Origin of the sequence: Caulobacter segnis (assembly GCF_031454995.1) — a bacterium.
Classification (GTDB): domain Bacteria; phylum Pseudomonadota; class Alphaproteobacteria; order Caulobacterales; family Caulobacteraceae; genus Caulobacter; species Caulobacter segnis_E.
In genome coordinates, this window is record NZ_JAVDRV010000003.1 from 54,875 (window position 1) to 79,737 (window position 24,863).

Here is a 24,863-nt window from a genome sequence, read left to right on the forward strand (position 1 = left end):
GCGTCATGGTCCGACTCTGATTGGTGCGGACAGAAGGTCCGGGAGTTCGTAATGCCAGAACCGGCGTCCCTGGACGCATCGCTTATCGTGCCCTTCGACGACGCTGTTCCGACCGAGCGTCGGACGGCGGCGGAGGAGCGTCGCCGCGCGGCGCTCGACGATCGCAAGCGTTCCTTCCTGCGTATGGTCAGCCATGAGCTGCGCACCCCTCTGAACGCCGTCATCGGCTTTTCGGAGATTTTGTCGCATGAGCTGTACGGCCCGCTTGGCGCGCCGCAGTACCGCGAATACGCGCAGATCGTGCACGAAAGCGGCGTGAAGCTGCTGAAGCTGGTCAATCAGATCGTCGAGATCGCGCGCCTGGAAGGCCACGTCACCGACATCAAGATGACCCCCGAAAGCCTCGACGAGGCCCTGGAGGACGTGATCGAGGGCCTGCGCCCCGAAATCGCCCGCCGCGAGGTGATCATCCACATCATCGGCCAGGGCGCCCTGCCCCTGGTCCTCGCCGACAGCCGGGGCCTGCGCACCATGCTGTCGAACCTGCTGCAGAACGCCGTCACCCACTCGCCGGCCGGCGGGGTGGTGCACGTCGCCGCGGGGCGGATCGGCGCCGAGGTCGAGGTCACGATCCGAGACCAGGGTCCAGGCGTCGACAGCGCTGAATTGCCGCGCCTGCTGCAGCCGTTCGAGCAAGGCGGCTCGCCCCTGACCCGCGCCAACGAGGGCGTGGGCCTGGGCCTGCCGATCGTGGACCTGTTGTCACGCGCCATGGGCGGGCGGCTCAAGCTGTCGTCCAGCCTGGGCGCGGGGTTCCTGGCGCGGCTGATCCTGCGGGCGGGCTGATCGCCACGCTTGCCTTGGACGGGCGAAGGCGCCTAAACGCCCGCCCATGACCAACCCGATCGACGCCGCCCTCGACGAACTGGCCGACGAGTTCGAACTGCTCGGCGACTGGGAAGAGCGCTATCGCTATGTGATCGAGCTCGGCAAGGAGCTCGCCCCCCTCACCGACGCCGAGCGTTCGGACGAGAACAAGGTCCGCGGTTGCGCCAGTCAGGTGTGGCTGGTCACAGAGCCCCAGGCCGACGGAACCCTGACATTCCGCGGCGACAGCGACGCCCATATCGTCAGCGGCCTGGTCGCGATCATGCTGCGCCTCTATTCCGGCCGCGCGCCCGCCGACATCGTCGCCTTCGACGCCAAGGCCGCCCTCGACCGGCTGGGCCTGTCGGAGGCTCTCTCATCGCAGCGCTCCAACGGCCTGAAATCGATGGTCGCCCGTATTCAGCGGGACGCCCAGGAGGCGCTGGCGAACCTTGGCTAGGTATCGGGTCGCCGCGCTCTATCGGTTCACGCGGTTCGAGGATCCGGCCGCGATCCAAGCGCCGCTGGCGACCCTGTGCTGTGGCCTGGGCGTCAAGGGCACCCTGCTGCTAGCGCGCGAGGGGATCAATGGCACGATCGCGGGCGAGGACGCCGCCATCGAGGCCGTGCTCGCCCACATCCGCGCCCTGCCCGGCTGCGCCGATCTGGCGCCCAAGACCGCCTGGGCCGAGCGCATGCCGTTCCACCGGATGAAGGTGCGGCTGAAGAAAGAAATCGTGACGTTGGGCGAGCCGGACCTCGATCCCACCGATCCCGGGACCTATGTCGCCCCCGCCGACTGGAACGCCCTGATCAGCGATCCCGACGTCGTGGTGATCGACACCCGCAACGACTACGAGGTCGGCGTCGGCCGGTTCGAGGGCGCGGTCGATCCCCGGACCGCGAGCTTCTCCGAATTCCCGGCTTGGTTTCGCGACTGGCGCGCCGAGGTCGAGGCCGCGCGCGGTCCAGGCGCCCCGCCGCTGAAGGTCGCCATGTACTGCACCGGCGGGATCCGCTGCGAGAAATCGACCGCTTTCCTGAAGTCCGAAGGCGTCGAGCAGGTCTTCCATCTGAAGGGCGGGATCCTCGACTATCTGGAGCAGGTCCCCGAGCCCGAAAGTCTCTGGCGCGGCGAGTGCTTCGTGTTCGACGAGCGGGTCGCGGTGGGCCACGGGCTCTCGCCGGGAACCCACGTGTTATGCCGAGGCTGCCGCATGCCGGTCAGCCCGGAGAACCAAGCCTCGCCCCTCTATGTCGAGGGCGTCTCCTGCCCCGCTTGTCATGATCGGCGAACGGAGGACCAGAAGGCCAGGGCCGCCGAGCGTCACCGCCAAGCCCTGCATTGCGAGGCCTTGGGCATAGAGCATGTCGGCGCGCGGCCGCCCGCGAGAACAGGCTGAACCCTTCCCGCCCCGCCCGCGTTGACCAGGCTCCCCTTCCCCACGCGAGGAGCCTCCCGATGCATACCAACGAAGATCACATCAAGCTCGTCAACGGCCTGGTCGAGACCACGATCGACAGCGCCGACGGCTACGCCGAGGCCGCCAAGGACGCCGACAACAGCCGCTACAAGGATCTGTTCGAACGTCGCGCCCAGGAACGCCGCTCGGTGGCCTCGGAACTGCAGGAAGAAGTTCGTCGCCTCGGCGGCGAGCCCAAGGACGACGGCACCATCCTGGCCGCCGCTCACCGCGCGTTCCTGAACCTGAAGGACGCCATGACCAAGGGCGACGAGGCCGTGGTCAACGAGGTCGAGGCCGGCGAGGACCACATCAAGGCCAAGTACGAAAAGGCCATGCAAGACGCCGACGTCGATCCCCAGACCCGCGCCGTGATCGAGCGCGCCTGGACGTCGGTGAAATCCGGCCACGACCAGATGCGCGACATCAAGCACATGCTGAAGCACTAGACGATGCGAAGGGCGGGTCCGAAAGGTCCCGCCCATTTGCTTCCTGGCGCGTCCCAACGCATATGACGACCATGGAAGACGCGCCGCGCCCCGCCCTCGCCGAACACCTCGTGCTGGATGAGCGGCAGGTGAACCTGATCGCCAAGGCCTTGGCCGAGCCTCGCCGCCGGCGGATTCTCAAGGAAATCGGGGCCGCCAGCGAACCCACGCCCTGCGGCGCCGTCGCCCAGCTCATCGAGGTCAGCGCGGCCACCTTCTCGCACCACATGAAGGAGCTGGAGAACGCCGGCCTGATCCGCATCTGCCGCCAGGGCAAGTTCGCCTTCCTGGTGCTTCAGCGGGACGTGCTGAATGCGTACCTGGCCCAGTTGGCGGAGATCTAGGCCTTCTCGATGAGGCGCTCGGCAAGGGCTACCGGCCGCCTTCAGGCCGTAACGCCGATGCGAGAATAGCGCGTTCCAGGCCGCGCCGCCCGCGCGCGTGGATGAGGGGCCGCCCTCGTTGCCGGGAGGTCGACGACCAGGCCGCGCGCGCCGTCACCCGTGCGTCAAATCGGGACATCCCGGCGGCGTGGCGGCGTGAAGCCGTAGGTTCTGAATTGGGTATCGAGACGACCGTTGGCGATGGTCACCTCCAAATAGCCCTCCGGCGTACCAAGGAAGCTACCGCGCCAGTCCGCGCCAGCGACCGCGCCGCTGGAGATATAGCGCACCCCGGCGACCTCGACGGTCTCGTATACGTGACCATGTCCCTGAAGCACCCCCAGCACATTGCGGTTTTGGAACAGGCGCATCACCTCCCGGCCGTTCATCACCCGCGTCCAGTCATAGGGCGAGGCCGCCCAGTCTTCGGGCTCGTAGCACTCAAGCGCGGTCACCAACGGGATGTGGGTCAGGACGACCACCGGATCCGAGGGCGAAAGGATCGCGAACTCGCCACGTAGCCATGCCAGCTGCTCGGCGTCGATGCGGCCCTCGTAGTTGCGCCCCTTGAAGCCGATCGAGTCCAGAACGAGGAACCGCACGCCCTTGTGGCTGAAACCGTAGTAGGTCGGCCCAAATTGGTCGGTGAAATAGCGCTTGCCGTAGCCAGGCTCGGACGGGTCGACCCCGCTCTTCTCGAAGAGCCCAAAACAGTCGTGGTTGCCCAAGACGTGATGGACGGGCTTGCCCAGAAGGCGCTCGGACTCGCGATAGAGCGCCATCTGAGCGTCGGCGCGGGCGCGTCCCACTTCCATGGCGTCGAACACATGGTCGCCGCCATGCACCACGAAATCGGCGTCGCTGGCCGCCACCTGGGCGAAGCAGCGACGCACGCCCTCGACCGCCCCGTCCTCGGGCTGGATGTGCGTGTCGCTGAGGAACACGAACTTGAAACCCCCAGGCTGGGCCTGGGCGGTCGCGGCGGCGGCGCAACTGGCGGAGACAAGCGCTCCGCGAAGCAGGGTTCGACGGTTCATGGCGGTCTCGATCATCATGTTGCTCGAAAGGCGTCGCCGCCGAGGCGCGACCTCGGCGGCGTTTGGACCGGACTAGAAGCTGACGCGGACGGTGGCGAACACCTGGCGGGGCGCGCCTTGCTGCAGCGTCGTGTACGAGCCCGTGGGGTCGGTATTGACGAAGCCGCTGGTGCCAACGGACGAGTAGTAGCGCTTGTCGAACAGGTTGGTGACGTTCAGCAGCACCTCGACACGCGTCCGAGGGACGCGATAGCCAGCCGCTAGATCAAATACCGTCGAGCTCTTCACCGGCGAGTCGTTCAGGTAGGTGTAAAAGCGCTCGCCTTGATAGTGCGCCGTGATCTTCGACCAGACCGCGCCGTTGTCATAGGCCAGTTCGGCGCCGCCGACGGTCTTCGGGGCGGCCACGACGCGCTTGCCCTTCGTCGCGATCGCCGCGCCGCCGAGCGGCCTGACGTCGTCGTCGTACTTGGCGTCGTTGTAGGCGAAGCTGCCGAACAGCGACCAGTCGGGCGCGAAGCGCCAGTTGATCGCCGTCTCCACGCCGCGCGAGGTCACGCCGCCGACATTCTGCAGAACGTTCTGGTTGCCGACGATCGTGGCGCTGATCGAGGTGGCCAGCAGGCGGTTCTGGAAGGCGACGTCATAGGCGGTGACGGTGGCCTGCAGCCCGTCCCTGGAATAACGATAGCCGGCCTCCAGGGTGCGGGTCTTCTCGGGCTTCAGGTCCTTGCGGATGTAGTCGAAGCCGGCCTGGGTGGTCGAGAAGGGACCGCTGGACGCGGAGGCCACGAAGGCGGCCATGTTGCGCGTGAAGCCGGCGAACAACTCGTTGCGCTCATCGAGGCGATACAGGATCCCGGCCGAGGGCAGGAAGTAGTCCTTGGCCTCGATCGTGCCATTGATCGGCGTTTTGCTGGTGATCGTCTTGGCGTCGTTCGTGACCTTCAGCGCCTTGAAGCCGGCGTTGACCTTCAGGTCGTCGGTGACCGACCAGGTGTCACCGACATGGAACTGGTAGGTCTTGGTGCTGAATCGATAGTCCCAGCGCGTGCGGAAGGGATTGTCGTAGAAACGCTGGAAATTGGTCGGAGCAACGCCCTTGGTCAGGCCATAGAGATAGGCCGCTTGGTGAAAGTCGTTGTTCTCGTACCAGACCCCGGCATCCAACTTGTGATCGCCCAACGTGTAGCTCAGGCGGCTGATCAGTCCGGCGCGGTCGATGTCGTAGCGCAGCGCTGAAACCGAGACCGACGATCCGCCATACGCCTGCGGTGTCGCGTCGTAGGGGCTGGCATAGGTGCCGATGCCGTGATCGCGGTGATAGTAGGCGGTCGTCGAACCCGACAGCGACGGCGTCACGTCGTAGTCGAGCCGTTCATAGACCAGGGTGTCCTGCCGCACGCCGCCGCCGTTGTAGTAGACGTCGTCGGCGTTGAGATACGGCTTGGGAACGGCGCCGCCAGTCTGCAGGGCGGTGGCGAGCGTTTCGGCCAGGGCGAAGTCGTCGCTAATGGTGTCGACTTTCCAGCCCAGCCGATTGACCAGGGCGAAGGACAAGTCCGCGTAGTCGTCCTCGCGGCGGTCGGCATAGTCGACGAAGGTGGTCGAACGCACGGCTTCGCCCAGCGGCTGGACGAACTTCACATTGACCTGCTCGATGTTTTGCTCGCCAGCGGCCTTCCACTTCTTGGTGTCCTGCCGGGCATAGGCCGCGTAGAGGCTGCCGCCGCCAGGCAATTTGCCCGTGTTAAGCCGCGCGAACCCGCGCCAGGTGCCGCCGCTGCCGTAGGTACCGGCTATATCGACGCCGAACGCGTCGGTCGGGTCGATGGAGGTGAAATCGATCGTGCCGCCGATATTGCTGGTCGAGGCCGTGCCAAGGGCGCTGCCGCCCTGCGAGAGCGAGGTGGCGCCGTTGTTCTCGGTCAGCAGCGCGCGGCCGATGCTCAGGCCGTTGTTGTTGCGGTACTGCATGTTGCCCAGGGGCAGGCCATCCAGGGTGTAGCCCATCTGGTCGGTGGTGAACGAGCGGATGGTCACCTGCTGGGCCCATTCATAGGCGCCGAACGGGTCGGAGGACGTGAAGTTTACACCCGGCAGCTTGTTCAGCGCCGCCAGAGGTGAAGTGCCCGGGGCAAGCTTGTTCAGTTCGGCCCTCGAGAGCGTCTGCATCTGGCGCGTGCGCCCGCGGCCCAGCACGACCACGACCTCGTCGACCGCCGCGACGTCAGCCTGGGCGAGCGGAGCAGGAGCCTCGACGAGCAGATAGGAGCCGCCCGGCGTCGTTTGGACGTCCAGCCCCGACCCGACCAGCAGTCGGCGCAGCGCGGCGTCGGCGGTGAAGCGACCCTTGAGGGGCTCGGCGGCCTTGCCGCTGACCTGCTCGGGGCGGAAAACAACATTGACCTGGGCCTGACGGCCGACGGCGGTCAGCGAACGCTCGAGAGACTGGCCGGGCAGGTTGAAGGCGTACTGGGCCTGGGCTTGGGCCGCTCCGGCGGCCATCACTACCAAGACGGCCGCGCTCGCGACGGCGGCGTGTTTGAAAGGCATCTGGATCCCCTGAAGACTGGAGAGGATCCAGCGGGACCCTCACAAGGGAAACGAAGCCTTCGCGCCGATCCGACATGAAGATTTCATGACTTGGCGGCGGCCCGCCTATCGCCGCAGGTCCAGCCCATCCTCCCGATGCACGACCTTGAGCCCGTGCAGCTGAGCCGCGGCGGTGGCGAACTCGGCGGCCTGGTTGGTCGCGAAGACGCCGGAAATCCGCAGGTCCGAGACATCGGCGTCGACCGTGACCTTGATGGGTCCATAGCGATTCATCTCGTTGGCGGCTTCGGCCAGGGTGGCGCCTTCGAAGATCACTTCGCCTTGCTCCCAGGCGGTCACCATCTCGATAGGCGGCGTGTCCAGCTGGGGCTGCGCCTGCGGCGCCACCCGCAGCCGCTGGCCCGGGGTCAGGATCGCCAACACCCGCTTGGCGCCGCGCGAGTCCGCGCCCGCGCCAGAGACTTCCACCTTGCCGCGCACCAGGGTCACCGAGACCCGATCGCCCTGCCGTCGCACCACGAAGGCCGTACCCAGAGCGCGGACTTCCGTCGTCCCGGCCACGACGACGAACGGGTGGGCCGGATCGTGAGCCACGTCGAACGCGGCTTCCCCGCGATCCAGGCGGATCCGGCGCTCGGTCGCCGAATAGATCACCTTGGCGCGGCTGTCGGTGTTGAGCGTCAGGCGCGAGCCGTCCGCCAGGGTCATGGCCCTATGCTGCCCCTCCTCGGTGACATAGACCGGCCCGCCCTTGATCGTGATGACCCCGATGGCCGCCAGCACGCAGGCCGCCAGCCCCAGTCCAGCGAAGGCGGGTCGGATCGCCGAGCGCCGAGGGGCGAAGCCTCGACTAGAGCGCGCGGACGCCGACTGCGTTGGCGACATCAACGCCGCCGCGCCGGGCAGAAACTCCCAGGTCTCGGTTACCTGCTGGAAAGCAAGCCGGTGCTCGGGATCCAGCGACAGCCAGTCCTGCAGAGCCTGGCGGGTTTCCTCCACGCCGGTCTCGCGCTGGATGCGTATCAACCATACGGCGGCCTCCGCCCGAACGCGGTCGCGACGCGGTGCGGCCGGCGTCACCATAGATCCATCCACTTCGTCAGCTCGACGGTCGCGCGCGCAACATGCTTTTCCACCGCCGCGACGCTCATGCCTTCCTTCTCCGCGATCTGGGCGTAGCTGAGTCCGTCTATCCGGCGCGCCAACAGAAGCCTACGCGTACGCTCGGGCAAGCGTTCCAGTCCCTTGGCCGCGTGACGGAGCTTGGACCGCGCGCGGAGGATCTCGTCGGGAGCCGGCGTTTCATCGGCGATCAGCGGCGTGGTGTCGTCGAGGTCGATGAAGGGCGCGATCCGACGGCGTCGCGCCGCGTCGATCGACAAGTTCACCGCGGCCACCACGACGCGACCTTCGGTGACAGGCGCCCCCTCGCGCCGCCCGAACGCCTCGACCCGCAGGAAGGCTTCTTGGACGAGATCCTCGGCGTCCTGCGCCAGGACGCCCCGTCGGATGACCGCTCCGCGCGCCTTACGCAAGATTTGCTTCAACCCATCCATGGCCTGCCCGCGAACGCGCCCATCTCCGTAGACGAACGGGGACGTCGAATCCGACATTTGCGCCTCAGTTTTGTGACGCCGACCTCCGCGAGCGCGGGGCGGCTCGAGGCTCCGCCATGGTTACGGCGGTTTAACTTCGCGGCGACAACGGGATGATCCAAGGTCGCGCTGGTGGCGATGTGGAGCGCGATTGATGAGCCGTCTTCTGCTGGGAGTGGCCCTGGTCGCCGCGATCGCGACGCCAGGATGGGCGGCGAACTCCGATCCGCTGGCGGCTCTTGACCGCGGCCTGCGTCCCGACGTGATCGCGGCGGGCCAGACGACGCCGGGTTGGGCGCTGACAGAGCGCATGGCTCACTACAAGGTGCCAGGAGTAGCCGTCGCCATACTCAGGGACGGCGAGGTCGTGAGCGCGGTCGGCTACGGCGTTCGCGAAGCCGGGAGCCAGGACAAGGTCGACGGCGACACGCTGTTCTCGGTGGGATCAATCAGCAAGGTGGTGACAGCGGCGACCACGCTGCGACTGGTCGCGGACGGTCGACTGGACCTAGACCGCGACGTCGACGACTACCTGAAGCGCTGGAAGCTTCCAGCCTCGACCGAGGTCCCCGAGCCGTACGTCAGCCTGCGTATGCTGATGTCGCACACCTCGGGCCTGGGCGTGCACGGCTTCGCCGACTACCAGCCCGCCGAGCCTTTGCCGACCCTGGTCCAGGTGTTGAACGGGGAGAAGCCGGCCAAGAACGAGGCCGTGCGGTTCAAGTGGTCGCCGGGCGCCCTCAACGACTATTCGGGGGGCGGAATCACCGTCGAGCAGGCCGTGATCGAGGATGCGACCGGGCAGCCCCTCGAAACACTAGCCCGGACTCGGGTGTTCGCGCCGCTGGGCATGAAGCGCAGCACGTTTGAGAGCCCACTGTCGGCGGCGCGCGGCAATATCGCCAAGGCCCACGACGCCCAGGGCGCGCCGACCGCCCTGCCGCGCGGTTGGGAGAGCTTCGCCGAGGCCGGCGCGTCCGGCCTGTGGACCAGCGCGAACGACCTGGGCCAGTTCGTGGGCGGCTTGATCAGGAGCTACCAGGGACGCGGCGACTTCCTGCCCCAGCCCCTGGCGAGGGCGATGATGACCGAGATCGCGCCCAGCCCCTTCGGCCTGGGGCCGCGGCTGAGCGGCGCCGGCCCGGGGCGGTACTTCTTCCACCTGGGCGCCAACCAGAGCTACCTCGCCCTCATGGAAGGCTATCTCGAGACCGGCGACGGCTTCGTGATCCTAACCAATGGCAGCAATGGCCTAGCCTTGATCGCCGAGGTCCGCAACGCCCTGGCCGACGCGATTGGACAGGGCGCGCACCCGCCGCTACGCGCCGTCGCGCCGCGCGCGCCGCCGTCGCCGGACTTCGCCGGCCGCTATCGGCTCGACCCCGCCACGCCCGCCGATCTGCGTCGAGCGCTGGCTGACAATTTCGAGTACGACACCCTGCGGGTGGGCGTCACCGACGACACCGTCGCGATCACGCCGACCGGTCAGGACACGCCGATGCCGCTGGCGCCGCTGGGACCAGCTAGGTTCGCCCTGTCGGGCCTCTACGCCTTCACCTTTGAATTCCATCGCGACGCCTGGGGCAAAGTGCGCGGGCTGACGGTCTTCATGCCCGAGACCAGTTCGTCGGCGTACTATTCGCGCCAGTAAGCGCATTCAGAGGTCCCCTGGCGTCTAGCCAGACCGTTGCATTCGCCCGTTCGCCAGCATCGCTGGATGTCGCCCTCGGAGCGACCGCGCAGGCCGTTCATGGCTCATCGCTGACCTTGCGAAGGTCTGCCCCTGGGCGCCGCGCTAGAGCCTAAATCCAGTGCGCCCGGCGCGTCCGCTCCCGGGTCTTCGGGACCTTCGCCGGACCGCCGAGGATCATGGCTCCGCGAGCCGACCCAAGGGCGTTGGCAGCGCTATGGTCGCCATCAAACCCCCACCCTCGCGGTTGGCCAGGACTAGCCGGCCACCTTGCGCCTGGGCCAGGGCCTGGACAATCGAGAGGCCCAGGCCCGCTCCGCCGGTGCGTCGGTTGCGCGAGGCCTCGCCGCGCTCGAACGGAGCGGTGACGCGGGCCAGCGCCGCGTCTGGCAGGCCAGGACCGCGATCCAGCACCGTGATACGCGCCTCCCCATCCGTGACCTCGGCTTCCAGCGTCACGCCGCCGCCATACGCGACCGCGTTGTCCACGAGGTTGTCCAGCATCCGCCGCAAGGCGACCGGCGAGACAAGGGCCGTGACGGGCGCGCCCCCCGAAAGGGCCACGACCTGGCCCATGTCGGCGCGCAGGGCGACCAGGCTCTCCAGTTCGCGCCGGACCTCGACGGGCCGCGCGCCCTCGCCGCGCCCGGCCTCCTGGCGGGCGAACAGCAGGGTGTCGTCCAGCAACTGGGACATCTCGGCCAGGTCGCGGGTCGCCTTGGTCCTCTGCTCGGGGTCGGCGATGAACTCGGCCCGCAGGGTCAGCCGGGTCAGGTAGGTGCGCAGGTCGTGGGCGATGGCGGCCAGCATGCGCGTGCGCTCGTCGACCAGCCCCCGGATTCGTCCGCGCATGGTGTTGAAGGCGGCCGAAAGCTCGCGGATCTCGCGAGGCCCCGTCGCGGGAAGCGAGGCCGCGTCCAAGTCGTCGCCGAACCGCGCCACCGCGCGCGCTAGGCTCTCGACAGGCCGGGTCGTCTGGCGCACGGCCACCAGGATCATCAGCAGGGTCACCGCCAGCAGGGCGGCGCAAGCCAGGGTGATGCGGCCCAGATAGCGCCGCGCCGCCTCCGGCGCGCGGCGGCGCAGGGTCAGGACCGATCCGTCCTCCAGCCGCACCGACAGGCGCAGGGCCGCGCGTCCGGGCATGAAGCCGTCACGGAGCCGGCCGCCGCGCAGCACCTCGATCCGCCAGTCGCGCCCCGCCAGCGCCCGGTCGTAGACCCCGTAGCCGGGATCACGCGCGTCGGCGGGACGCGCGCGCCGCAGCGAGACGGGAAAGTCCGCGCCGAGCGTGGCCCGGATCACGCCGGTGTCCAGCGCCTTCATCACGGCGGGGCGGGCCGAGGGCGGCGAGGCGTCCAGGGCCTCGACCATGGCCACCGCCTCGGCTGGCTGGGGCAGTTGGTAGAAGCGCACCCCGCCGCCATCCTCGGAGGGCCAGATCAGCAGCGCCGCGCCCAGAACCAGCAGGATCATCAGGCCCGCCAGCAGGATGGCGGCGATGCGCGAGGAGAGGTTGTCCAGCATCACCATCGGCGGCGCCCCCTCAAAGCCGCTCGACCGGCGCGCTGAACAGGTAGCCGCCGCCGCGCACGGTCTTGATCAGCCCTTCGCCGCCCGCGCCCGAGGCCAGCTTGCGGCGCAGGCGGCCCAGCAGGACGTCGATCGAGCGGTCGTATGGCGTGGCGCTGCGGCCCCGCGTCCAGTCCAGCAGCTGGTCGCGGCTGAGCACCCGCTGGGCGTGGCGCAGGAAGGCCATCAAGAGGTCGTGCTCCCCGCCCGTCAGCACCACCGGCGCGCCGGCGGCGTCGAGGAGATCGCGGCTGGCCGAGTCCAGCCGCCAGCCGGCGAAGCCATAGACCTCGCCCGGCGGCGCGACGGCCACCCGATGGATCTCGCGCGTGCGGCGCAGGATGGCGCGCACTCGGGCCAGAAGCTCGCGCGGCACATAGGGCTTGGGCAGGTAGTCGTCGGCGCCGATCTCCAGCCCAACCACGCGGTCGATGTCGTCGCCCTTGGCCGTGACCATCAAGATCGCCGTGTCGCCCGTGGCCCTCAGGCGGCGACACAGCGACAGGCCGTCCTCGCCGGGCATCATGATGTCCAGCAGAACCAGGTCGACGCGACGGCGGGCGGCCAGTCGGTCGAAGGCGGCGGCGTCCTCGCAGCCCACGGCCTCCCAGCCTTCCCGGCGCAGCAGGCCCAATGTCAGGTCGCGGATCTCGGCGTCGTCCTCGACGACCGCGATCAGGGTGTTGTCGATCATGACCAAAGCCTTGCCCCAGGCGCGCGGCGCGGAAAAGGCCAAGGGGCCCACGATTACATTTCGACACGTTTCGTCGGCGAGGAAACATCGGGGCGAGCGCGCCAGCGTGTTTTCTGTCCAGCGACGAGGGACGTCACCCCAGAGATGGAAGACACCATGCGTAAGACTGTTTTCGCCGCCGCCGGCATGACCGCCACGGCCCTGTTCATCGCGCTCGCTCCCGCCGCCGAGGCCGGCCAGCATGGCCACACGGTCCGCGCGCAGGGCGCCTATGGCCGTGGCTACGTCCACGACCGTCATGTCAACCGCCAGCCGGGCGCCGTCTCGGTCTCTCGCGGGACCCAGACCAACGGCGGCTACGGAGTCGCCAGCCAGCGCGCCGCCAGTTGGAGCGATGGCGCCTATTCCGGAAGCGCCTCTCGGACGTTCAACAACGGCGCCTCGGCCAACCGCGCGACCAGCGTCGTCAACAACGGCGACGGCACCTACAGCTACAACGCCAGCCGCACCGGCTATGACGGCGACATCCGTTCGGTCAGCGGCGTTGTGAGCCGCCCCTGATCGAGGCCGGAGCGCGTCGGCGGCGAAACCTCGCCCGGCGCGCTCCGGACGCCAGAGTCCGAGCCTGTCCACGGACGGGTCCCGGAGGCCGGCGCGCGGCAGCCCCCTAGTATCGCGCGTCGGCCATCGCTTTCTCGCTGGAGCACTGACCTTGAAGATGACCCGCCCACTGACCCTCGCCCTGGCCGCCGCGCTGACCGTCTCGCTGACCGCTGGCGGCGTCGCCGACGCCCAGATCGGCCCGCGCGGCAAGATGCGTGAACGCATGATGCAGCGCCTGCAGGAGAAGAAGGCCGAGGAGGAGCGCCCGATCGACCTCCAGGCCATCCTGCCCGGCGCCCGCAAGCTGACGGCCTCGTACGGCGCCGATCCGGCCCAGGCTGTCGACATCTACATCCCGCCGAACGTCCCGCGCGACGCGCCGGTGATCGTGATGGTCCATGGCGGCGCCTGGAAGATCGGCGACAAGGCCAATACGGGCCCGGTCGAGAACAAGCTTCGCCACTGGCTGCCCAAGGGCTTCGTGTTCGTCAGCGTCAACTATCGCATGCTGCCCCAGGCCATGGCCTATACGCAGGCTCAGGACGTGGCCGCCGCCCTGCGCTGGACGCAGAGCCACGCCGCCGACTGGGGCGCCAGCAACCGCCACATCATCCTGATGGGCCATTCGGCCGGCGCGCACCTGGTCGCCCTGCTCTCGTCCAAGCCCGCGATGGTCGGCCAACCCTGGGCCGGGACGGTGGTGCTGGACTCGGCGACGCTGAAGGTCTCCGAGACCATGGCCGGCCGCCATCCGAAGTTCTACGACGAGGCGTTCGGCGGTGATCCCGCCGGCTGGGCCAAGGCCTCGCCGATGGACCAGTGGACGCCGTCCGCCGTGCCGATGATGCTGATCTGCTCGACCAAGCGTCCGGACAAGCCCTGCGACGACGCCCGCGCCTTCCAGGCCCTGGCGAGGCGGGCGAACGTCCCGATGCCGGTCTTGTCCCAGCCCCTGACCCACGCCGATGTCAATCGCGCCCTGGGCCTGCCCGGCGACTACACCGACGCCGTGGATCGGTTTATCGCTGAACGGCTGTGACGCTGAAGGAAGCCGACATCCTCCTTCGGCGGCGCCAAGACGCCGACGCGGCCACAAAGTTCTTAGCGAGATTGCTGCGCGGCCACTTGCATCTTTCGGGCGGCCTGCGCGAGAACAACAGGGTGGAGAACTCGCACCTGCCGATCCGACAGCGGGAGCGAAGGATGCAAGGCTTCAAAAAGCCCGGCCTCCGTTCAGCGCGTTCCCACCACCCACGCCGCCGTCTACAACACCTTCAACACCCAACGTCATCTGGTCAGCCGCTCAACACTTCGGCGCTTCCGCGCCCAGGGCTCACGCCGCGTGGGCGGCGACTCCCCCCCTGAGGCGGCCAAGTATTCGACCTCTGTGACCTGGCGCGATTAACTTGACAGCTCCCTTTGACGCGGTCCCAGTGCGCGACGCGCCTTCATCGAACGCCGCATTCCTGGAGGCGCGGCGACGGCGGAAATTGGCGCGATCCCGCCCCCCCCCTCCCCCCCCGCGGACGAGACGTCTCACAAAGAAAGCTTCGAGCAAGCTACGGCGGCCATAGGGCTGGGCGTCCTTCCTGGAGCCCAACGTCATGACCAAGTCGTTCTCCGCCGCCCGTCGCCTAGGGCTGATCGCCAGCCTGACCTTGGCATACGCCGCGCCGCACCACGCTCTGGCGAAAGCCCTCCCTGAACTCCCGCTTGAATTGACGCGGGAAGTCGGTCCCCTCGCACACGATCCATGGGAAGGGCTCAACCGAAAGACCTTCAAATTCAATCAGGGCCTCGATCGCGTCCTAATCGGGCCGATCGGACGGGGGTACATGAAGGTGACGCCGCGTGTCGTTCGCGGCCGGGTGTCCTCGTTCGTGGCCAACCTGGCCGAGCCGCGCACCGCCATCAACGATCTGGCTCAGGGGCGCCCACGCGCGGCCGGCGTGACGGCCTCGCGCTTTCTGATCAACACGACGGTCGGGGGGCTTGGCCTGTTCGACGTCGGCGGTAAGCTGGGCCTGGAAGGCCACCAGGGCGATTTCGGCCAGACCCTGGGCCGTTACGGCGCCGGTTCGGGGCGCTATCTGGTCCTGCCGCTGATGGGGCCGACCACCTTGCGAGACGGCGTCGGCCAGTTGGTCGATATGATGACCGATCCCGTCGCCATGGCCACGGCTGGCGGTCCGAAAATGTTCGGCCCCATCCGCTCCAGCGCCACCATGCTCGATGGACGCGCCAACGCCGACGGCTTTCTTCGCGCCCTGGACGACGCGGCGGATCCCTATGCGATGATGCGGTCCGCCTACCTGCAGAACCGGGCGGACATGGTTCGCCAGGCTCGCGGCGGCGCCCAAGTGCTACCAGACTTCGACGCGGCCAAGATCGAGCCCTGATCGCGCATGACCTATCGCTTCAGTCCTTGGCGCGTTCTCATGGAATGCGCGCTCCCCGCGCCATGGACGGTCCTCGTGAGCCAGTCGGAAGCCGAAGCCTTCGTGGCCGAGACCGTGCGGGATCTTCTGCGCATCATGGCCGACGCGACCCTGACCCCGTCCAGGCGGGCGGGCGCCTTCGCTTCGGCCATGGTCCGGGTCGCGGACTTCGGAGGTATCGCGGACTTGATCCTAGGCGCTCGCGCCTCCGGGCTGACCGCGGCGCGGCGACAGCGCTTCGCGGCGACGCTCGCCTCCCATGTCGGACACGCCTATGACGGACGGCTCTGGTACGGGTCCGCCGACGATTTCACCCTGCTGGGATCGACGGCTCCCAAGCTTGATGAGGTCGTCGTCCGTTTTACGGTCCGGAACAGCCGCGCCTTCGCGCCGATCCAGATGTCCTGGCGCGTCTTGCGATCGGTGGGAGGATGGCGGCTGATCGACATGGAATATCGCGGAATCTGGCTGGTCGACGCGCACCGGTCGAAGGGGCGACGCCGCAAGGGAGGAACATGCCGATGACGCGCCGGACCTTGATGCGTCTGTCTCGAAGACTGGGCGGCCCGTCGCTGATGCGGATGCTCGTGCCGCTGGTCCTGCTGGCGGTCGCCGCCACGATTCTGTTCGCCATGGCCAACGGCGACACGCCAGAAGAGCACGCCATGTCGATGCTTCAGCGCATGCAACCAGCGCGCCTGTTGGCCGAGACCACCGACAGCGCGACGGAGATCCTGCTGCTGGTGAGCCTGATTATGGTCGGCGTCTATCTGACCCTGCACATCGGCCTGCGACCGCTGCGGCGCCTGTCGAGGCTGGCCGGCGGCATCGGTCCCGCCACCATAGACGCTCGGCTGCCAGTCGAGAGCGCCCCGCGTGAGGTCGCCCCGCTGGTCGAGGCCTTTAACGCCGCCCTCGATCGGCTGGAGACCGGCCTGCGCGCGCAGCGAGATTTCTCGGCCAACGCCGCCCACGAACTGCGCACGCCGCTGGCGACGCTGCGGGCCCAGGTCGAGAGCCTGCTGGAGCCGAGCGAGCGCCAGGCGGCCAGCGAGGAGTTCGAGCGGCTAGGGCGACTGATCGCCCAGCTCCTCGCATTGGCCGAGGCCGAGGGCGGCGCCTTGGGGGCCAATACGCGCTTCGACCTGGTCGCGCTGTCGCGAGACGTGGCCAGCGATATGGCCAGCTTCATCCTGTCCAGCGGTCGGACGCTCGGCTTCGATAGCGCGGTCCAGGCGCTCACGCTCGACGGCCAGGCCGGGCTTGTGGGGACGGCTCTGCGCAATCTGCTTGAGAACGCCGTCCGCCATACGCCCCCCGGCGCGGAGATCCTCGTGGCGGTCACCGCCGACGCCGTGGTGCGGGTCAGTGACGATGGGCCTGGCGTGTCGGCCGAGATCCGGGACCGGGTGTTCGAACGCTTCAGTCGTGGGAGTCCAAGCGGTGCTGGCGCCGGCCTGGGCCTGTCGATCGTCCGCCAGATCATGGAGCGGCACGGCGGCGTGGCGCGGTTGACCTCCGTCGAGCGCGGCGCGTGTTTCGAGCTCGACTTTCGGCCGCAAGGCCATCGCGGCGATCAGTCGGTCGCGCAGGTTCCCGCGGGCGGTAACCGGACGGCCATGTAGCCTAGACCCCTCAGCGCGCGGATCGTCACGTCGGCGCCCAGCTCGGCCATCTTCCGGCGCACGCGATGGACGTGCACCTGGATCGAGTTGTCGGTGTAGTCCTGGTCCAGGCTGTGCAGGCTGTCGCCCAGTTGAGCCTTGGTCACGACACGGTCGGGATGGCGCAGGAAGCGCTCCAGTACGATGCTCTCGCCCCGCGACAACGGCAGGCGCGCGCCGCCGACGCAGATCTCCCGCGCGCCCTGGTCGTACTCTAGGTCGCCGTAGCGCAGGACGTCGGCCGTCAGGGCCGGCCGACGTCCCAGCGCCCGCAGACGCGCCACCAGTTCTTCGATGGCGAAGGGCTTGATCAGATAGTCGTCAGCGCCGCGCTCCAGGCCCTGAACCCGCTGGTCGACGCTACCCAGGGCGGTCAGCATCAGGACCGGTGTGCGCAGGCCGGCGGCGCGAGCCTGGGCCAGCAGGTCCAGCCCACTTTCGCGACCTAGCATGATGTCGAGGATCACCACGTCGTAGGTCACGCTGCGCCAAGCGTGCCAGCCGTCTTCCAGCGTGTCGAACAGGTCGACCGTGAAGCCGGCCTTGACCAGCGACCGGGTGGTCGCTTCGCCGAGCCGAACATTGTCCTCGATCAGCAGGGCGCGCATGGGTGTCAGAAGCTGTACATCAGGGCGAAGACGAGTTGGCCCTGATTGGCGGAGCCCTCGCGGGCGACTATGGGGCTGTCGGCCGCGCTGTCAACGAGCCGGCTATAGCCGCCCCGCGCCAGGGCGCTCCAGCGATCGCTGATCTGGTAACGCAAGCTGGCGCCGACATCCACGGACTCAACCCCGGCCTTGGCGGCGTAGGGCGTCAGGCCGCTGGCCGAGGCCCCCGTCGCCGAGACGCCATAATAGGTCCGCATGTACTTGCGGTCGGCCCAGGTCGCCGAAGCGTCCACACCCAGGCTCCAGCGGTCGGTCAATTCACGGTCGTAAGCGACCTCGAAGCGCGCCAGCTTGCCTTCGTGGACCTTGCCGGTGTCGGTCAGGGCCTCGATCCCGACCGACAAGGAGTCCTGCCCGACGTCGAAGCGCTTGCGAATGAACACACCGGCGTTCACGGCGGCGTCGATCTCGCCCAAACGGCGCACGGTCAGGTTCTTGATGTCATCATCGCGGCCGCGGTCATAGGTGATCACCGGGCCGGCCTCCACGAACCCGCCGGGTACGAGATTGACGCGCAGCGAGGGGCCTTCGAGGGCCACGTAGTAGTCGCCCCGGCCATAGCGCAGGGCCACGAAGGGCAGGGGCTTGAACTCATAGTCCTTGGAGCCTTTGAACTCGGGGCGATAGGCGCCAGCCACGCCCAGGGAGAGGCGCAAGCCGTCCTCGTCCTGGGCGCGCGCGGCGCTGGCCGCCGAAAGGATCAGGCTCAGGGTCAGAAGGGGGAGCTTCATCATACTCAGGTCCGACAAGTCCGCTTTCGTGCGGCGGCCGGGGTATGCGAGCTCAAGCTTACACGGAGCTTTCAGCCGCGGGCTTTGCGCGAGCGACGACAGGTCCCTCGTCTTCTAGATCGCTTTCGGCGCGTCCACATTCTGGCCAGGTGCCAAGGTCCGCTTTTGGCGAAGAAAGGTCGTGACAATAAAAAGCCTTCAAGATGCGATTGATTCGCATTGTTGACAATTCCAACTGGAAATCGGGACGGTTCTAACTGGTACCGACACAGCGACACGCCAAAAATCCAGCCTCTCCCATTGAATCACTTCGACACTTATCTAAATGTCTAACCGATCGCCAATTGGGCGATGGAGAGACAGATCATGAGTAAGCTCGCGGGCAAGACGGCCGTGGTGACCGGCGCGTCGAAGGGGATTGGGGCGGGGATCGCCAAGGCGCTGGCGGCCCAGGGCGCGGCGGTGGCGGTCAACTACGCGTCCGACCGAGCCGGCGCCGAGAAGGTCGTCGCCGAGATCACCGCCGCTGGCGGCAAGGCCATCGCCGTCCAGGGCTCTGTCGCCAAGCCCGAGGACGTCACCCGGCTGTTCGACGAAGCCCAGACGGCCTTCGGAAGCATCGACATCCTGGTCAACAACGCCGGCGTCTACGCCTTCACGCCGCTGGAGGCGGTCACCGAGGCCGAGTTCCATCGCCAATTCGACACCAACGTGCTGGGCCTGCTGCTGGCCTCCCAGGAGGCGGCCAAACGCATGGGTCCGGATGGCGGCGGCATCATCAACATCAGCTCCTCGGCGGTGACGCTGGAGCTCCCGGCCTTCTCGATCTACACGGCCACCAAGGCCTCGGTGGACGCGATCACCCGCGTGCTGGCCAAGGAACTTGGGCCGCGCAAGATCCGCGTCAACGCGATCGCGCCAGGCGCTGTCGAGACCGAAGGCACCCACACCGCTGGCATCATGGGTTCGGACTTCGAGGCCCAGATCGTGGCGAGCACGGCCCTGGGCCGCGTGGGTCAGCCCTCGGACATCGCGCCGATCGCGACCTTCCTGGCCTCGCCCGACAGCTTCTGGATCACCGGTGAGGTGATCGCGGCGGCCGGCGGCAACCGCTGATCCTCAGACCATCCGATAGTGCCGCGCCAGGCGCTGCAGGGCGAGTTTCAGGACCGTCTTGCCCGTCCGGCGCGGCAGCTTCAGCGCGGATTCGGCGGCTTCGAGGGCCGAGCCCATCAGGCAGACGCGCTCGAGAATTTCACGCAGACCCGGCCCCGCCGCCGCCAAGGCCGAGGCGATCCGCTGGCGGGCGGCGTGGTTTCGTTCGGCGGATGCCAGTCCGGGCGGTCCGCCGTCAACCCGCGCGGCGTCCCAGCGCATGGTCAGCCGCCCTTGCGTTCCCAGGCGCTCGAACTCCTCGCGCAGGCGTTCGCCGGCGGCCGCCTCGATTGGCGTCAACCAGGGCTGTCCGTTCCGATCGCGGCGGCGCGCCAGCCAGGCGATCGGCGACTCGCCCAGGTTCTTCCGCACCGGCTTGGACGCGTCGGGCAGAATGACCTCTTCCTCGATCACGCCGGGGCGGCCCGGCGGTGGCGGCGACAGGGGTTCGGGCCTGGCGGTCATGGTCCAGCCGCCCAGCGAACGAACCTTCAGCGTCGCCTCGCGGGCTAGAGCCTGGAAACCGGCTTCATCGAGCGTAAGCATCACGCGCCGGCGACGGCTGGCCCCCAGCCGCACGCCATAGCCGTCGCCCTGGGCTTCGACCACCGCGCCCGGGCGCGCCAACAGACGCATGGCGCGCTCGGCCTGACGACGGGCTTCCAGCTCTTGATCGAACGTCGCGCTCATAGCGGCAGGGCCTCCGAGTGAGCCGGCGCCTGGCGCAGGCAAGCTTCCAGCTCTGCCAGGCGACGATCGAAGTCGACGTTCTCGCGCAAGTCCTCGATCTTGCGGCAGGCGTGCCCGCAGGTGGTCCGGTCGCGGCCGAAGGCATAGGCCACCCGATGCAGCGGCCAGTGGAAGGTGATGTGGGTCAGGTAGATGGCCAGATGCCGCGCGCGTACGGCGGCGTTGGTGGTCCGGCGGGCCGTGTTGATCTCGGCGGCGGGAATCCCGGTGGCCAGGGAAACGAGCTGGGTGACGAAACCCGCCATCAGGCGGTCGCGTCTAGGATCGGGCGTGATGACCCAGATATCCTCAAGGGCATGAACCAACATGGCGCTCTCTCCTCCCGACCGCGAGTAGGTCGGATAGCGCCACTATAGGTTTATTTTCCCACGCAGAGGAAGATATTCCTATTTTCACGAGACTCAGGAGGTCAAGCCATTGAAAGATCAGGAGAGCTTGTCGCGAAATCCCGTGGCTTGACGAGCGCTCGCGCCATCGGACGCGGCGCCCTCCCCCTTCAACGCTTCGCCTTCCGCTCGGCGATCCACGCGTCGATTCGGCGCTCCAGCACCGCCAGGGGCAGCGAGCCGTCCAACAGCACCACGTCGTGGAACGCGCGCTCGTCAAAGCGTGGACCCAGCGCCCGCTCGGCGCGGCGACGCAGTTCCAGGATCTTCAACTCGCCGACCTTGTAGGCCAGCGCCTGCCCGGGCCACGACACGTAGCGCTTCAGCTCGACCTCGATATTGACCGGCGACAGGGCGGTATTGTCGGTGAAACAGGCGCGCGCCTGGTCCAGACTCCAGTGCTTCCAATGGATGCCGGTGTCCGCGACCAGGCGGCAGGCCCGCCACATCTCGTAGGACAGGCGGCCGAACAGTTCGTAGGGGTCGCGATAGATCCCCATCTCCTCGCCCAGCCACTCCGAATAGAGACCCCAGCCCTCGCCGAAAGCGGTGAAATAGAGGCTCTTGCGGAACTCCGGCGCGCCGGTCTGCTCCTGGGCCAGCGAGGTCTGGATGTGGTGACCGGGCGCGCCTTCGTGCAGCACCAGGGCGGGCAGCTCATAGAGCGGCCGCTGATCCAGTTCCGAGGTGTTGATCATCAACCCGCCCGCGCGGCCAACCTTCGGATCGCCGCCGAAGTAGCGGCCCGTGGTGTAGCCCTTCTCGATGGCGGCCGGCACGGGCCGCACGCCATAGGTCAGGCGCGGCAGGACGCCGAAGTGGGCCGGCAGCTGGTCATCGGCGCGCTTGGCGATCTCGCTGGCCTTCTCCAAGAGCTGTTGACGGCTGGTCGCGTAGAAGCGCGGATCCTTTCGCAGCATGGCGATGAAGGCCGGCAAGTCGCCCTCGAAGCCAGCCGCCCGCATCGTCTCCAGCATCCGCCCCCGGATGCGCGCGACCTCGGCCTGGCCGATGTCGTGAATCTGGTCCGGCGTCATGGTCGTCGTGGTGTGCCGACGGGCCAGGAAGGCGTAGTAGCGCTTGCCGTCCGTCAGATCCGAGGCCGCCAGGCTCTTGGCGGCGTGAGGGACGTATTCCTCGGTCATGAACTCGACGAAGCTGGCCCGGGCCGGAGCGACCTTGGTCGTCACGGCGCTTTCGCCCTCCGCCATCAGCGCCGCGCGCGTCGCGTCGGGGATGCCCGCCGGCAGGGCCCGCAACGGCGCCAACAAAGGGTCTTCCGCCAGCGGCGTGGCGGCGGCGCGCTGGGCCCGCTCGAGCACGGTCCGCGCGGTCGGAACCGCCTGGACGAAGCCCGTCCTCACGCCGCGACGGGCGTTCTCGATATTGACCGCGTACCAGTCGGGCATGCGGTTCAGCAGCGCGATCCAGCGGCGCGCCTCGCCCTCGTCCTTCAGGCGTAGCCCGCTGGCGCGATACAGCATCATCACGTCGAAGCCGCCGTCGCTGCTGAACGGCAGGCGGGATTCGTCGAAGCTCGCCGCCTCGATACGATCGCTCGCGGTCCATAGAAGAAGCTCGCGGGTTAGAGCCTCGTCTTCCGAAAGCCTGGACGTTCCCATCGCGGTCAGTTCGGCCCGGATGGCCTTCAGCTTGACCAGGCGCGCGGCGTCGGCGGCGGGGGTGACATCGGGCAGGCGCCAGCGCGCCTCGGCGGCGCCGCCGGAGTCGGGATCCTCATCGCCGCCGCCCAGCGCTTCGAACCGCGCCACGAGCCCCATCAAGGTTTCGGAGGGACCAGCCCACGCGGCCGACGCGGTCAGGGCGGTGAGACAGACGCCGACGAGAGCGGCGCGCCAAGGTGCGATGCGAGTCATGCGCGCAGCTTAAGCGAACGCTCGTCCCCGAGCGAGACGCCGGCGTGGACCGCGACGCGGTCCGAAATGTCCAATATCGGAAAGAACCGAGAATGGAGCGGGCGAAGAGATTCGAACTCTCGACATCCACCTTGGCAAGGTGGCGCTCTACCACTGAGCTACGCCCGCGCTATTCGCGAGATATGGTCTCCTCCAGCCCGTCCCGAAAGGGAGGGAATGGAGCGGGCGAAGAGATTCGAACTCTCGACATCCACCTTGGCAAGGTGGCGCTCTACCACTGAGCTACGCCCGCATCGGAGGGGCTTGGTGAAGCGCCCCGCGACGAGGAGGCGGCTTATGGCAGAGCGCTTCGCGGTTTGCAAGCGCCCTTTGAGGGGTTGCGAAGCGGCTTTTTTCCACGGCTTGATCCAGCCCCGTTTCGGCTAGGTTTTTCACTTGGCGATCTTGGGGCGGAGTCCTGGCGTTGCGTCTGTTCGTGTTCGGTCTTGGCTATGTGGGAGCGGCTTTCGCCGAGGCCTTACGGGCGCGCGGCTGGGAAGTCGCGGCCAGCGCGCGGAGCGCCGATCAGGCGCGGATACTCGGCGCGAACGGCGTCGTGGCCGTCGATCCGGACGATCGCGACGCCATGGCGCGGGCGTTGACGGGTGTGAAGGCGATTCTGATCACCGCTCCGCCGGGGCCGGACGGCTGCCCCGCGCTCGAATCGATCGTCCCCGCCCTCGCCCACGCCCAGGCCTTTCCCGACTGGATCGGTTACCTGTCGACGACCGGAGTCTATGGCGACTTCGACGGGCGCTGGGTGTTCGAGACCTCGCCGCTGAAGGCCCAATCGGTCGAAGGCGCGCGCCGGGTTGGCGCCGAGCGCGACTGGCAGGAGGTCGGGCGCGGCATGGGCCTGACGGTCACGGCTTTCCGCTTGCCCGGCATCTATGGGCCAGGCCGCAGCGCTCTGGATCGCCTGCGCGCCGGCGAAGGCCGCCGCATCGTCAAGCCGGGCCAGGTGTTCAGCCGCATACACGTCGACGACATCGTCTCGGGACTGCTGGCCTCGCTGGACAAGCCCCGCGCGGGCGGCGTCTACAACCTGGTCGACGACGAGCCCGCGCCGCCGCAGGACGTGATGGAGCACGCCGCCCACCTGCTGGGCGCACCCGTCCCGCCGGACCTGCCGTTCAACGAACTGGGCCTCTCACCCGCGACCCGCCGTTTCTACGCGGAGAACAAGCGCGTCTCGAACGCGCGCGCCAAGGCCGAGTTGGGCTGGCGGCCCGCCTATCCGACCTATCGCGAGGGGCTGAAGGCGATCCTGAAGGCGGGCGGCTGAGCGCTTACTCGTCGTCGATCGCCGGCGATCGCGGCGTGATGCCCACGGCCTCGAGCCCCGCCGCGTTGCGCAGCCGCGCGGCGCGGGCCAAACGGCGCGAGACGAGGTCGCCCTCCTCCGGCTCGGCCAGGCCTTTCGCCTCGGCGACAGCGGCGACCAGGCGCTCCAGGTCCTGGGGCCGCGAAAGGCGATGGTCCCCGTCCTTGATCAGGGTGAAGACGACGTCCTGGCTGGTCAGGGCGTTGGCCAGTTCAAGGGCGTGGGTCCACGGCACATCCGGATCCGCGCCGCCTTGCAGCACGCGGACGGGTATGTCGATCGGCACGGCCCCCGGCAGGATCGACCACCGCGCCCCATCTTCCAGAAGGTGGCGGGTGATCGGATAGCCCCCGTCGTCGTATTCGGAAGGGCGGATCCAGAAGCCGTCGCGGGCGATCGCGGCCTTGGCCTCGTCGGAGAGTTCGGGCGCCATCAGCTTTTCGGTGAAGTCGGGCGCGGGCGCGATCAGCACCATCGCCTTGACCCGGTCCGGCCGCGCGATGGCCGCCAGGCACGCCAGCCAGCCGCCCATGGACGATCCGACCAGCACCAGCGGCCCTTCGGTCAGCTCGTCGATGACCGCCAGCGCGTCCTCGCGCCAGCGGCTGATCGCGCCGTCCTTGAACGCGCCCTCGGACTCGCCGTGGCCGAAATAGTCGAAGCGAACATACGAACCGCCGCTCGCCATGGCCTGCTCGGCCAGCACCTGGGCCTTGGTCCCGGTCATGTCGGAATGGAAGCCGCCCAGCCACACGACCGTCGCGCCCTCTCCCGAAATGCGTCGGAAAGCGAGCCGGGAGCCGTCTTCGCGCTTTAGGGCGCCTGGGGATTCGGTCATGGCGTCGCCTCGATCCTTTCGCTACTTACAGCCCCGCGTTGTCCT

Annotated in this window: 25 protein-coding genes, 2 tRNA genes and 1 pseudogene; 14 read left to right on the forward strand and 14 right to left on the reverse strand. The window is 68.2% G+C overall.

All coding sequences use genetic code 11. The features are described 5' to 3' along the window. Positions 1 to 51 precede the first annotated feature (51 nt). The 5 genes from J2728_RS12515 to J2728_RS12535 all read left to right on the forward strand — a co-directional run bounded on the left by J2728_RS12515 (position 52) and on the right by J2728_RS12535 (position 3,162). Positions 52 to 846 (forward strand): sensor histidine kinase, encoded by a 795-nt coding sequence (locus J2728_RS12515; RefSeq protein ID WP_309999576.1) that lies wholly within the window; start codon positions 52 to 54, stop codon positions 844 to 846. 46 nt (positions 847 to 892) lie between these two features. After that, the gene (locus J2728_RS12520) at positions 893 to 1,327 is read left to right on the forward strand and encodes a SufE family protein (protein ID WP_309999579.1); all 435 of its coding nucleotides are present in this window, start codon (positions 893 to 895) and stop codon (positions 1,325 to 1,327) included. Beyond that, positions 1,320 to 2,270, forward strand: coding sequence for an oxygen-dependent tRNA uridine(34) hydroxylase TrhO (gene trhO, locus J2728_RS12525; RefSeq protein ID WP_309999580.1), 951 nt, complete (start codon positions 1,320 to 1,322; stop codon positions 2,268 to 2,270). The genes J2728_RS12520 and trhO overlap by 8 nt, the downstream gene beginning before the upstream one ends. Positions 2,271 to 2,329: 59 nt before the next feature. Next, positions 2,330 to 2,779 carry a PA2169 family four-helix-bundle protein gene (locus J2728_RS12530; protein WP_309999582.1) on the forward strand — a complete coding sequence of 150 codons (450 nt, stop codon included), beginning with the start codon at positions 2,330 to 2,332 and terminating at the stop codon, positions 2,777 to 2,779. A gap of 62 nt (positions 2,780 to 2,841) precedes the next feature. Beyond that, a complete protein-coding gene (locus tag J2728_RS12535) occupies positions 2,842 to 3,162 on the forward strand; it encodes an ArsR/SmtB family transcription factor (protein ID WP_309999584.1) in 321 nt (106 codons plus the stop codon). Between the two features lie 164 nt (positions 3,163 to 3,326). Here J2728_RS12535 and J2728_RS12540 read toward each other — a convergent pair whose 3' ends face one another. From J2728_RS12540 to J2728_RS12555, 4 genes are all read right to left on the reverse strand, one after another. Further along, a complete protein-coding gene (locus J2728_RS12540) occupies positions 3,327 to 4,238 on the reverse strand; it encodes a metallophosphoesterase family protein (RefSeq protein WP_309999586.1) in 912 nt (303 codons plus the stop codon). Positions 4,239 to 4,310: 72 nt separating this feature from the next. Then, positions 4,311 to 6,794, reverse strand: coding sequence for a TonB-dependent receptor (locus J2728_RS12545; protein ID WP_309999588.1), 2,484 nt, complete (start codon positions 6,792 to 6,794; stop codon positions 4,311 to 4,313). Positions 6,795 to 6,899: 105 nt separating this feature from the next. Then, positions 6,900 to 7,877, reverse strand: coding sequence for a FecR family protein (locus J2728_RS12550; protein ID WP_309999589.1), 978 nt, complete (start codon positions 7,875 to 7,877; stop codon positions 6,900 to 6,902). Then, positions 7,871 to 8,329: an RNA polymerase sigma factor gene (locus J2728_RS12555; RefSeq protein ID WP_309999591.1), complete on the reverse strand. Its 459-nt coding sequence runs from the start codon at positions 8,327 to 8,329 to the stop codon at positions 7,871 to 7,873. Before J2728_RS12555 ends, J2728_RS12550 begins: the two co-directional genes overlap by 7 nt. 214 nt (positions 8,330 to 8,543) lie before the next feature. Between J2728_RS12555 and J2728_RS12560 the strand changes: the two genes are divergently transcribed. After that, a complete protein-coding gene (locus tag J2728_RS12560) occupies positions 8,544 to 10,040 on the forward strand; it encodes a serine hydrolase domain-containing protein (RefSeq protein ID WP_309999593.1) in 1,497 nt (498 codons plus the stop codon). 216 nt (positions 10,041 to 10,256) lie between these two features. Here the strand turns inward: J2728_RS12560 and J2728_RS12565 are convergent, their stop codons facing one another. Next, positions 10,257 to 11,612 (reverse strand): ATP-binding protein, encoded by a 1,356-nt coding sequence (locus J2728_RS12565; RefSeq protein WP_309999595.1) that lies wholly within the window; start codon positions 11,610 to 11,612, stop codon positions 10,257 to 10,259. A gap of 13 nt (positions 11,613 to 11,625) precedes the next feature. Next, positions 11,626 to 12,345, reverse strand: coding sequence for a response regulator (locus tag J2728_RS12570; protein ID WP_309999597.1), 720 nt, complete (start codon positions 12,343 to 12,345; stop codon positions 11,626 to 11,628). A 156-nt stretch (positions 12,346 to 12,501) separates the two neighbouring features. On the opposite strand from J2728_RS12570, the gene J2728_RS12575 reads away from it, so the two are divergent. From J2728_RS12575 to J2728_RS12600, 6 genes and pseudogenes are all read left to right on the forward strand, one after another. Beyond that, positions 12,502 to 12,906 carry a hypothetical protein gene (locus J2728_RS12575; RefSeq protein ID WP_309999598.1) on the forward strand — a complete coding sequence of 135 codons (405 nt, stop codon included), beginning with the start codon at positions 12,502 to 12,504 and terminating at the stop codon, positions 12,904 to 12,906. A gap of 157 nt (positions 12,907 to 13,063) precedes the next feature. Further along, complete coding sequence (locus tag J2728_RS12580) at positions 13,064 to 13,987, forward strand: alpha/beta hydrolase (protein ID WP_309999600.1); 924 nt, start codon at positions 13,064 to 13,066, stop codon at positions 13,985 to 13,987. Between the two features lie 86 nt (positions 13,988 to 14,073). Next, positions 14,074 to 14,353: pseudogene (locus tag J2728_RS22400) on the forward strand (DDE-type integrase/transposase/recombinase); the annotation flags it as partial. Between the two features lie 199 nt (positions 14,354 to 14,552). Further along, on the forward strand, positions 14,553 to 15,347 hold the full coding sequence (locus tag J2728_RS12590) for an MlaA family lipoprotein (RefSeq protein WP_309999601.1): 795 nt from the start codon (positions 14,553 to 14,555) through the stop codon (positions 15,345 to 15,347). Between the two features lie 75 nt (positions 15,348 to 15,422). Further along, the gene (locus tag J2728_RS12595; protein WP_309999602.1) at positions 15,423 to 15,911 is read left to right on the forward strand and encodes an ABC transporter substrate-binding protein; all 489 of its coding nucleotides are present in this window, start codon (positions 15,423 to 15,425) and stop codon (positions 15,909 to 15,911) included. Further along, a complete protein-coding gene (locus J2728_RS12600) occupies positions 15,908 to 17,011 on the forward strand; it encodes a sensor histidine kinase (protein ID WP_309999603.1) in 1,104 nt (367 codons plus the stop codon). Before J2728_RS12595 ends, J2728_RS12600 begins: the two co-directional genes overlap by 4 nt. Here J2728_RS12600 and J2728_RS12605 read toward each other — a convergent pair. After that, positions 16,963 to 17,658, reverse strand: a complete 696-nt coding sequence (locus J2728_RS12605) for a response regulator transcription factor (RefSeq protein ID WP_309999605.1) — start codon at positions 17,656 to 17,658, stop codon at positions 16,963 to 16,965. The two genes, J2728_RS12600 and J2728_RS12605, sit on opposite strands and share 49 nt — an antisense overlap. Positions 17,659 to 17,663: 5 nt before the next feature. After that, positions 17,664 to 18,452, reverse strand: a complete 789-nt coding sequence (locus J2728_RS12610; protein ID WP_309999607.1) for a MipA/OmpV family protein — start codon at positions 18,450 to 18,452, stop codon at positions 17,664 to 17,666. Between the two features lie 363 nt (positions 18,453 to 18,815). Between J2728_RS12610 and J2728_RS12615 the strand changes: the two genes are divergently transcribed. Beyond that, complete coding sequence (locus tag J2728_RS12615) at positions 18,816 to 19,565, forward strand: glucose 1-dehydrogenase (protein WP_309999609.1); 750 nt, start codon at positions 18,816 to 18,818, stop codon at positions 19,563 to 19,565. A gap of 3 nt (positions 19,566 to 19,568) precedes the next feature. On the opposite strand, the gene J2728_RS12620 is transcribed toward J2728_RS12615, so the two are convergent. The 5 genes from J2728_RS12620 to J2728_RS12640 all read right to left on the reverse strand — a co-directional run bounded on the left by J2728_RS12620 (position 19,569) and on the right by J2728_RS12640 (position 22,909). Continuing rightward, positions 19,569 to 20,294, reverse strand: coding sequence for a DUF6456 domain-containing protein (locus tag J2728_RS12620; RefSeq protein WP_309999610.1), 726 nt, complete (start codon positions 20,292 to 20,294; stop codon positions 19,569 to 19,571). Continuing rightward, complete coding sequence (locus tag J2728_RS12625) at positions 20,291 to 20,662, reverse strand: helix-turn-helix domain-containing protein (protein WP_309999611.1); 372 nt, start codon at positions 20,660 to 20,662, stop codon at positions 20,291 to 20,293. Before J2728_RS12625 ends, J2728_RS12620 begins: the two co-directional genes overlap by 4 nt. A gap of 188 nt (positions 20,663 to 20,850) precedes the next feature. Next, positions 20,851 to 22,617, reverse strand: a complete 1,767-nt coding sequence (locus tag J2728_RS12630) for a DUF885 domain-containing protein (RefSeq protein ID WP_309999612.1) — start codon at positions 22,615 to 22,617, stop codon at positions 20,851 to 20,853. A 93-nt stretch (positions 22,618 to 22,710) separates the two neighbouring features. Continuing rightward, positions 22,711 to 22,785 (reverse strand) — tRNA-Gly (locus J2728_RS12635). Positions 22,786 to 22,834: 49 nt separating this feature from the next. After that, a tRNA-Gly gene (locus J2728_RS12640) sits at positions 22,835 to 22,909 on the reverse strand. A gap of 171 nt (positions 22,910 to 23,080) precedes the next feature. Between J2728_RS12640 and J2728_RS12645 the strand changes: the two genes are divergently transcribed. After that, positions 23,081 to 23,941, forward strand: a complete 861-nt coding sequence (locus J2728_RS12645; RefSeq protein WP_309999615.1) for an SDR family oxidoreductase — start codon at positions 23,081 to 23,083, stop codon at positions 23,939 to 23,941. Between the two features lie 4 nt (positions 23,942 to 23,945). On the opposite strand, the gene J2728_RS12650 is transcribed toward J2728_RS12645, so the two are convergent. Further along, entirely contained in the window at positions 23,946 to 24,818 is an 873-nt protein-coding gene (locus J2728_RS12650) for an alpha/beta fold hydrolase (RefSeq protein WP_309999617.1), read from the reverse strand. Between the last annotated feature and the right edge of the window lie 45 nt (positions 24,819 to 24,863).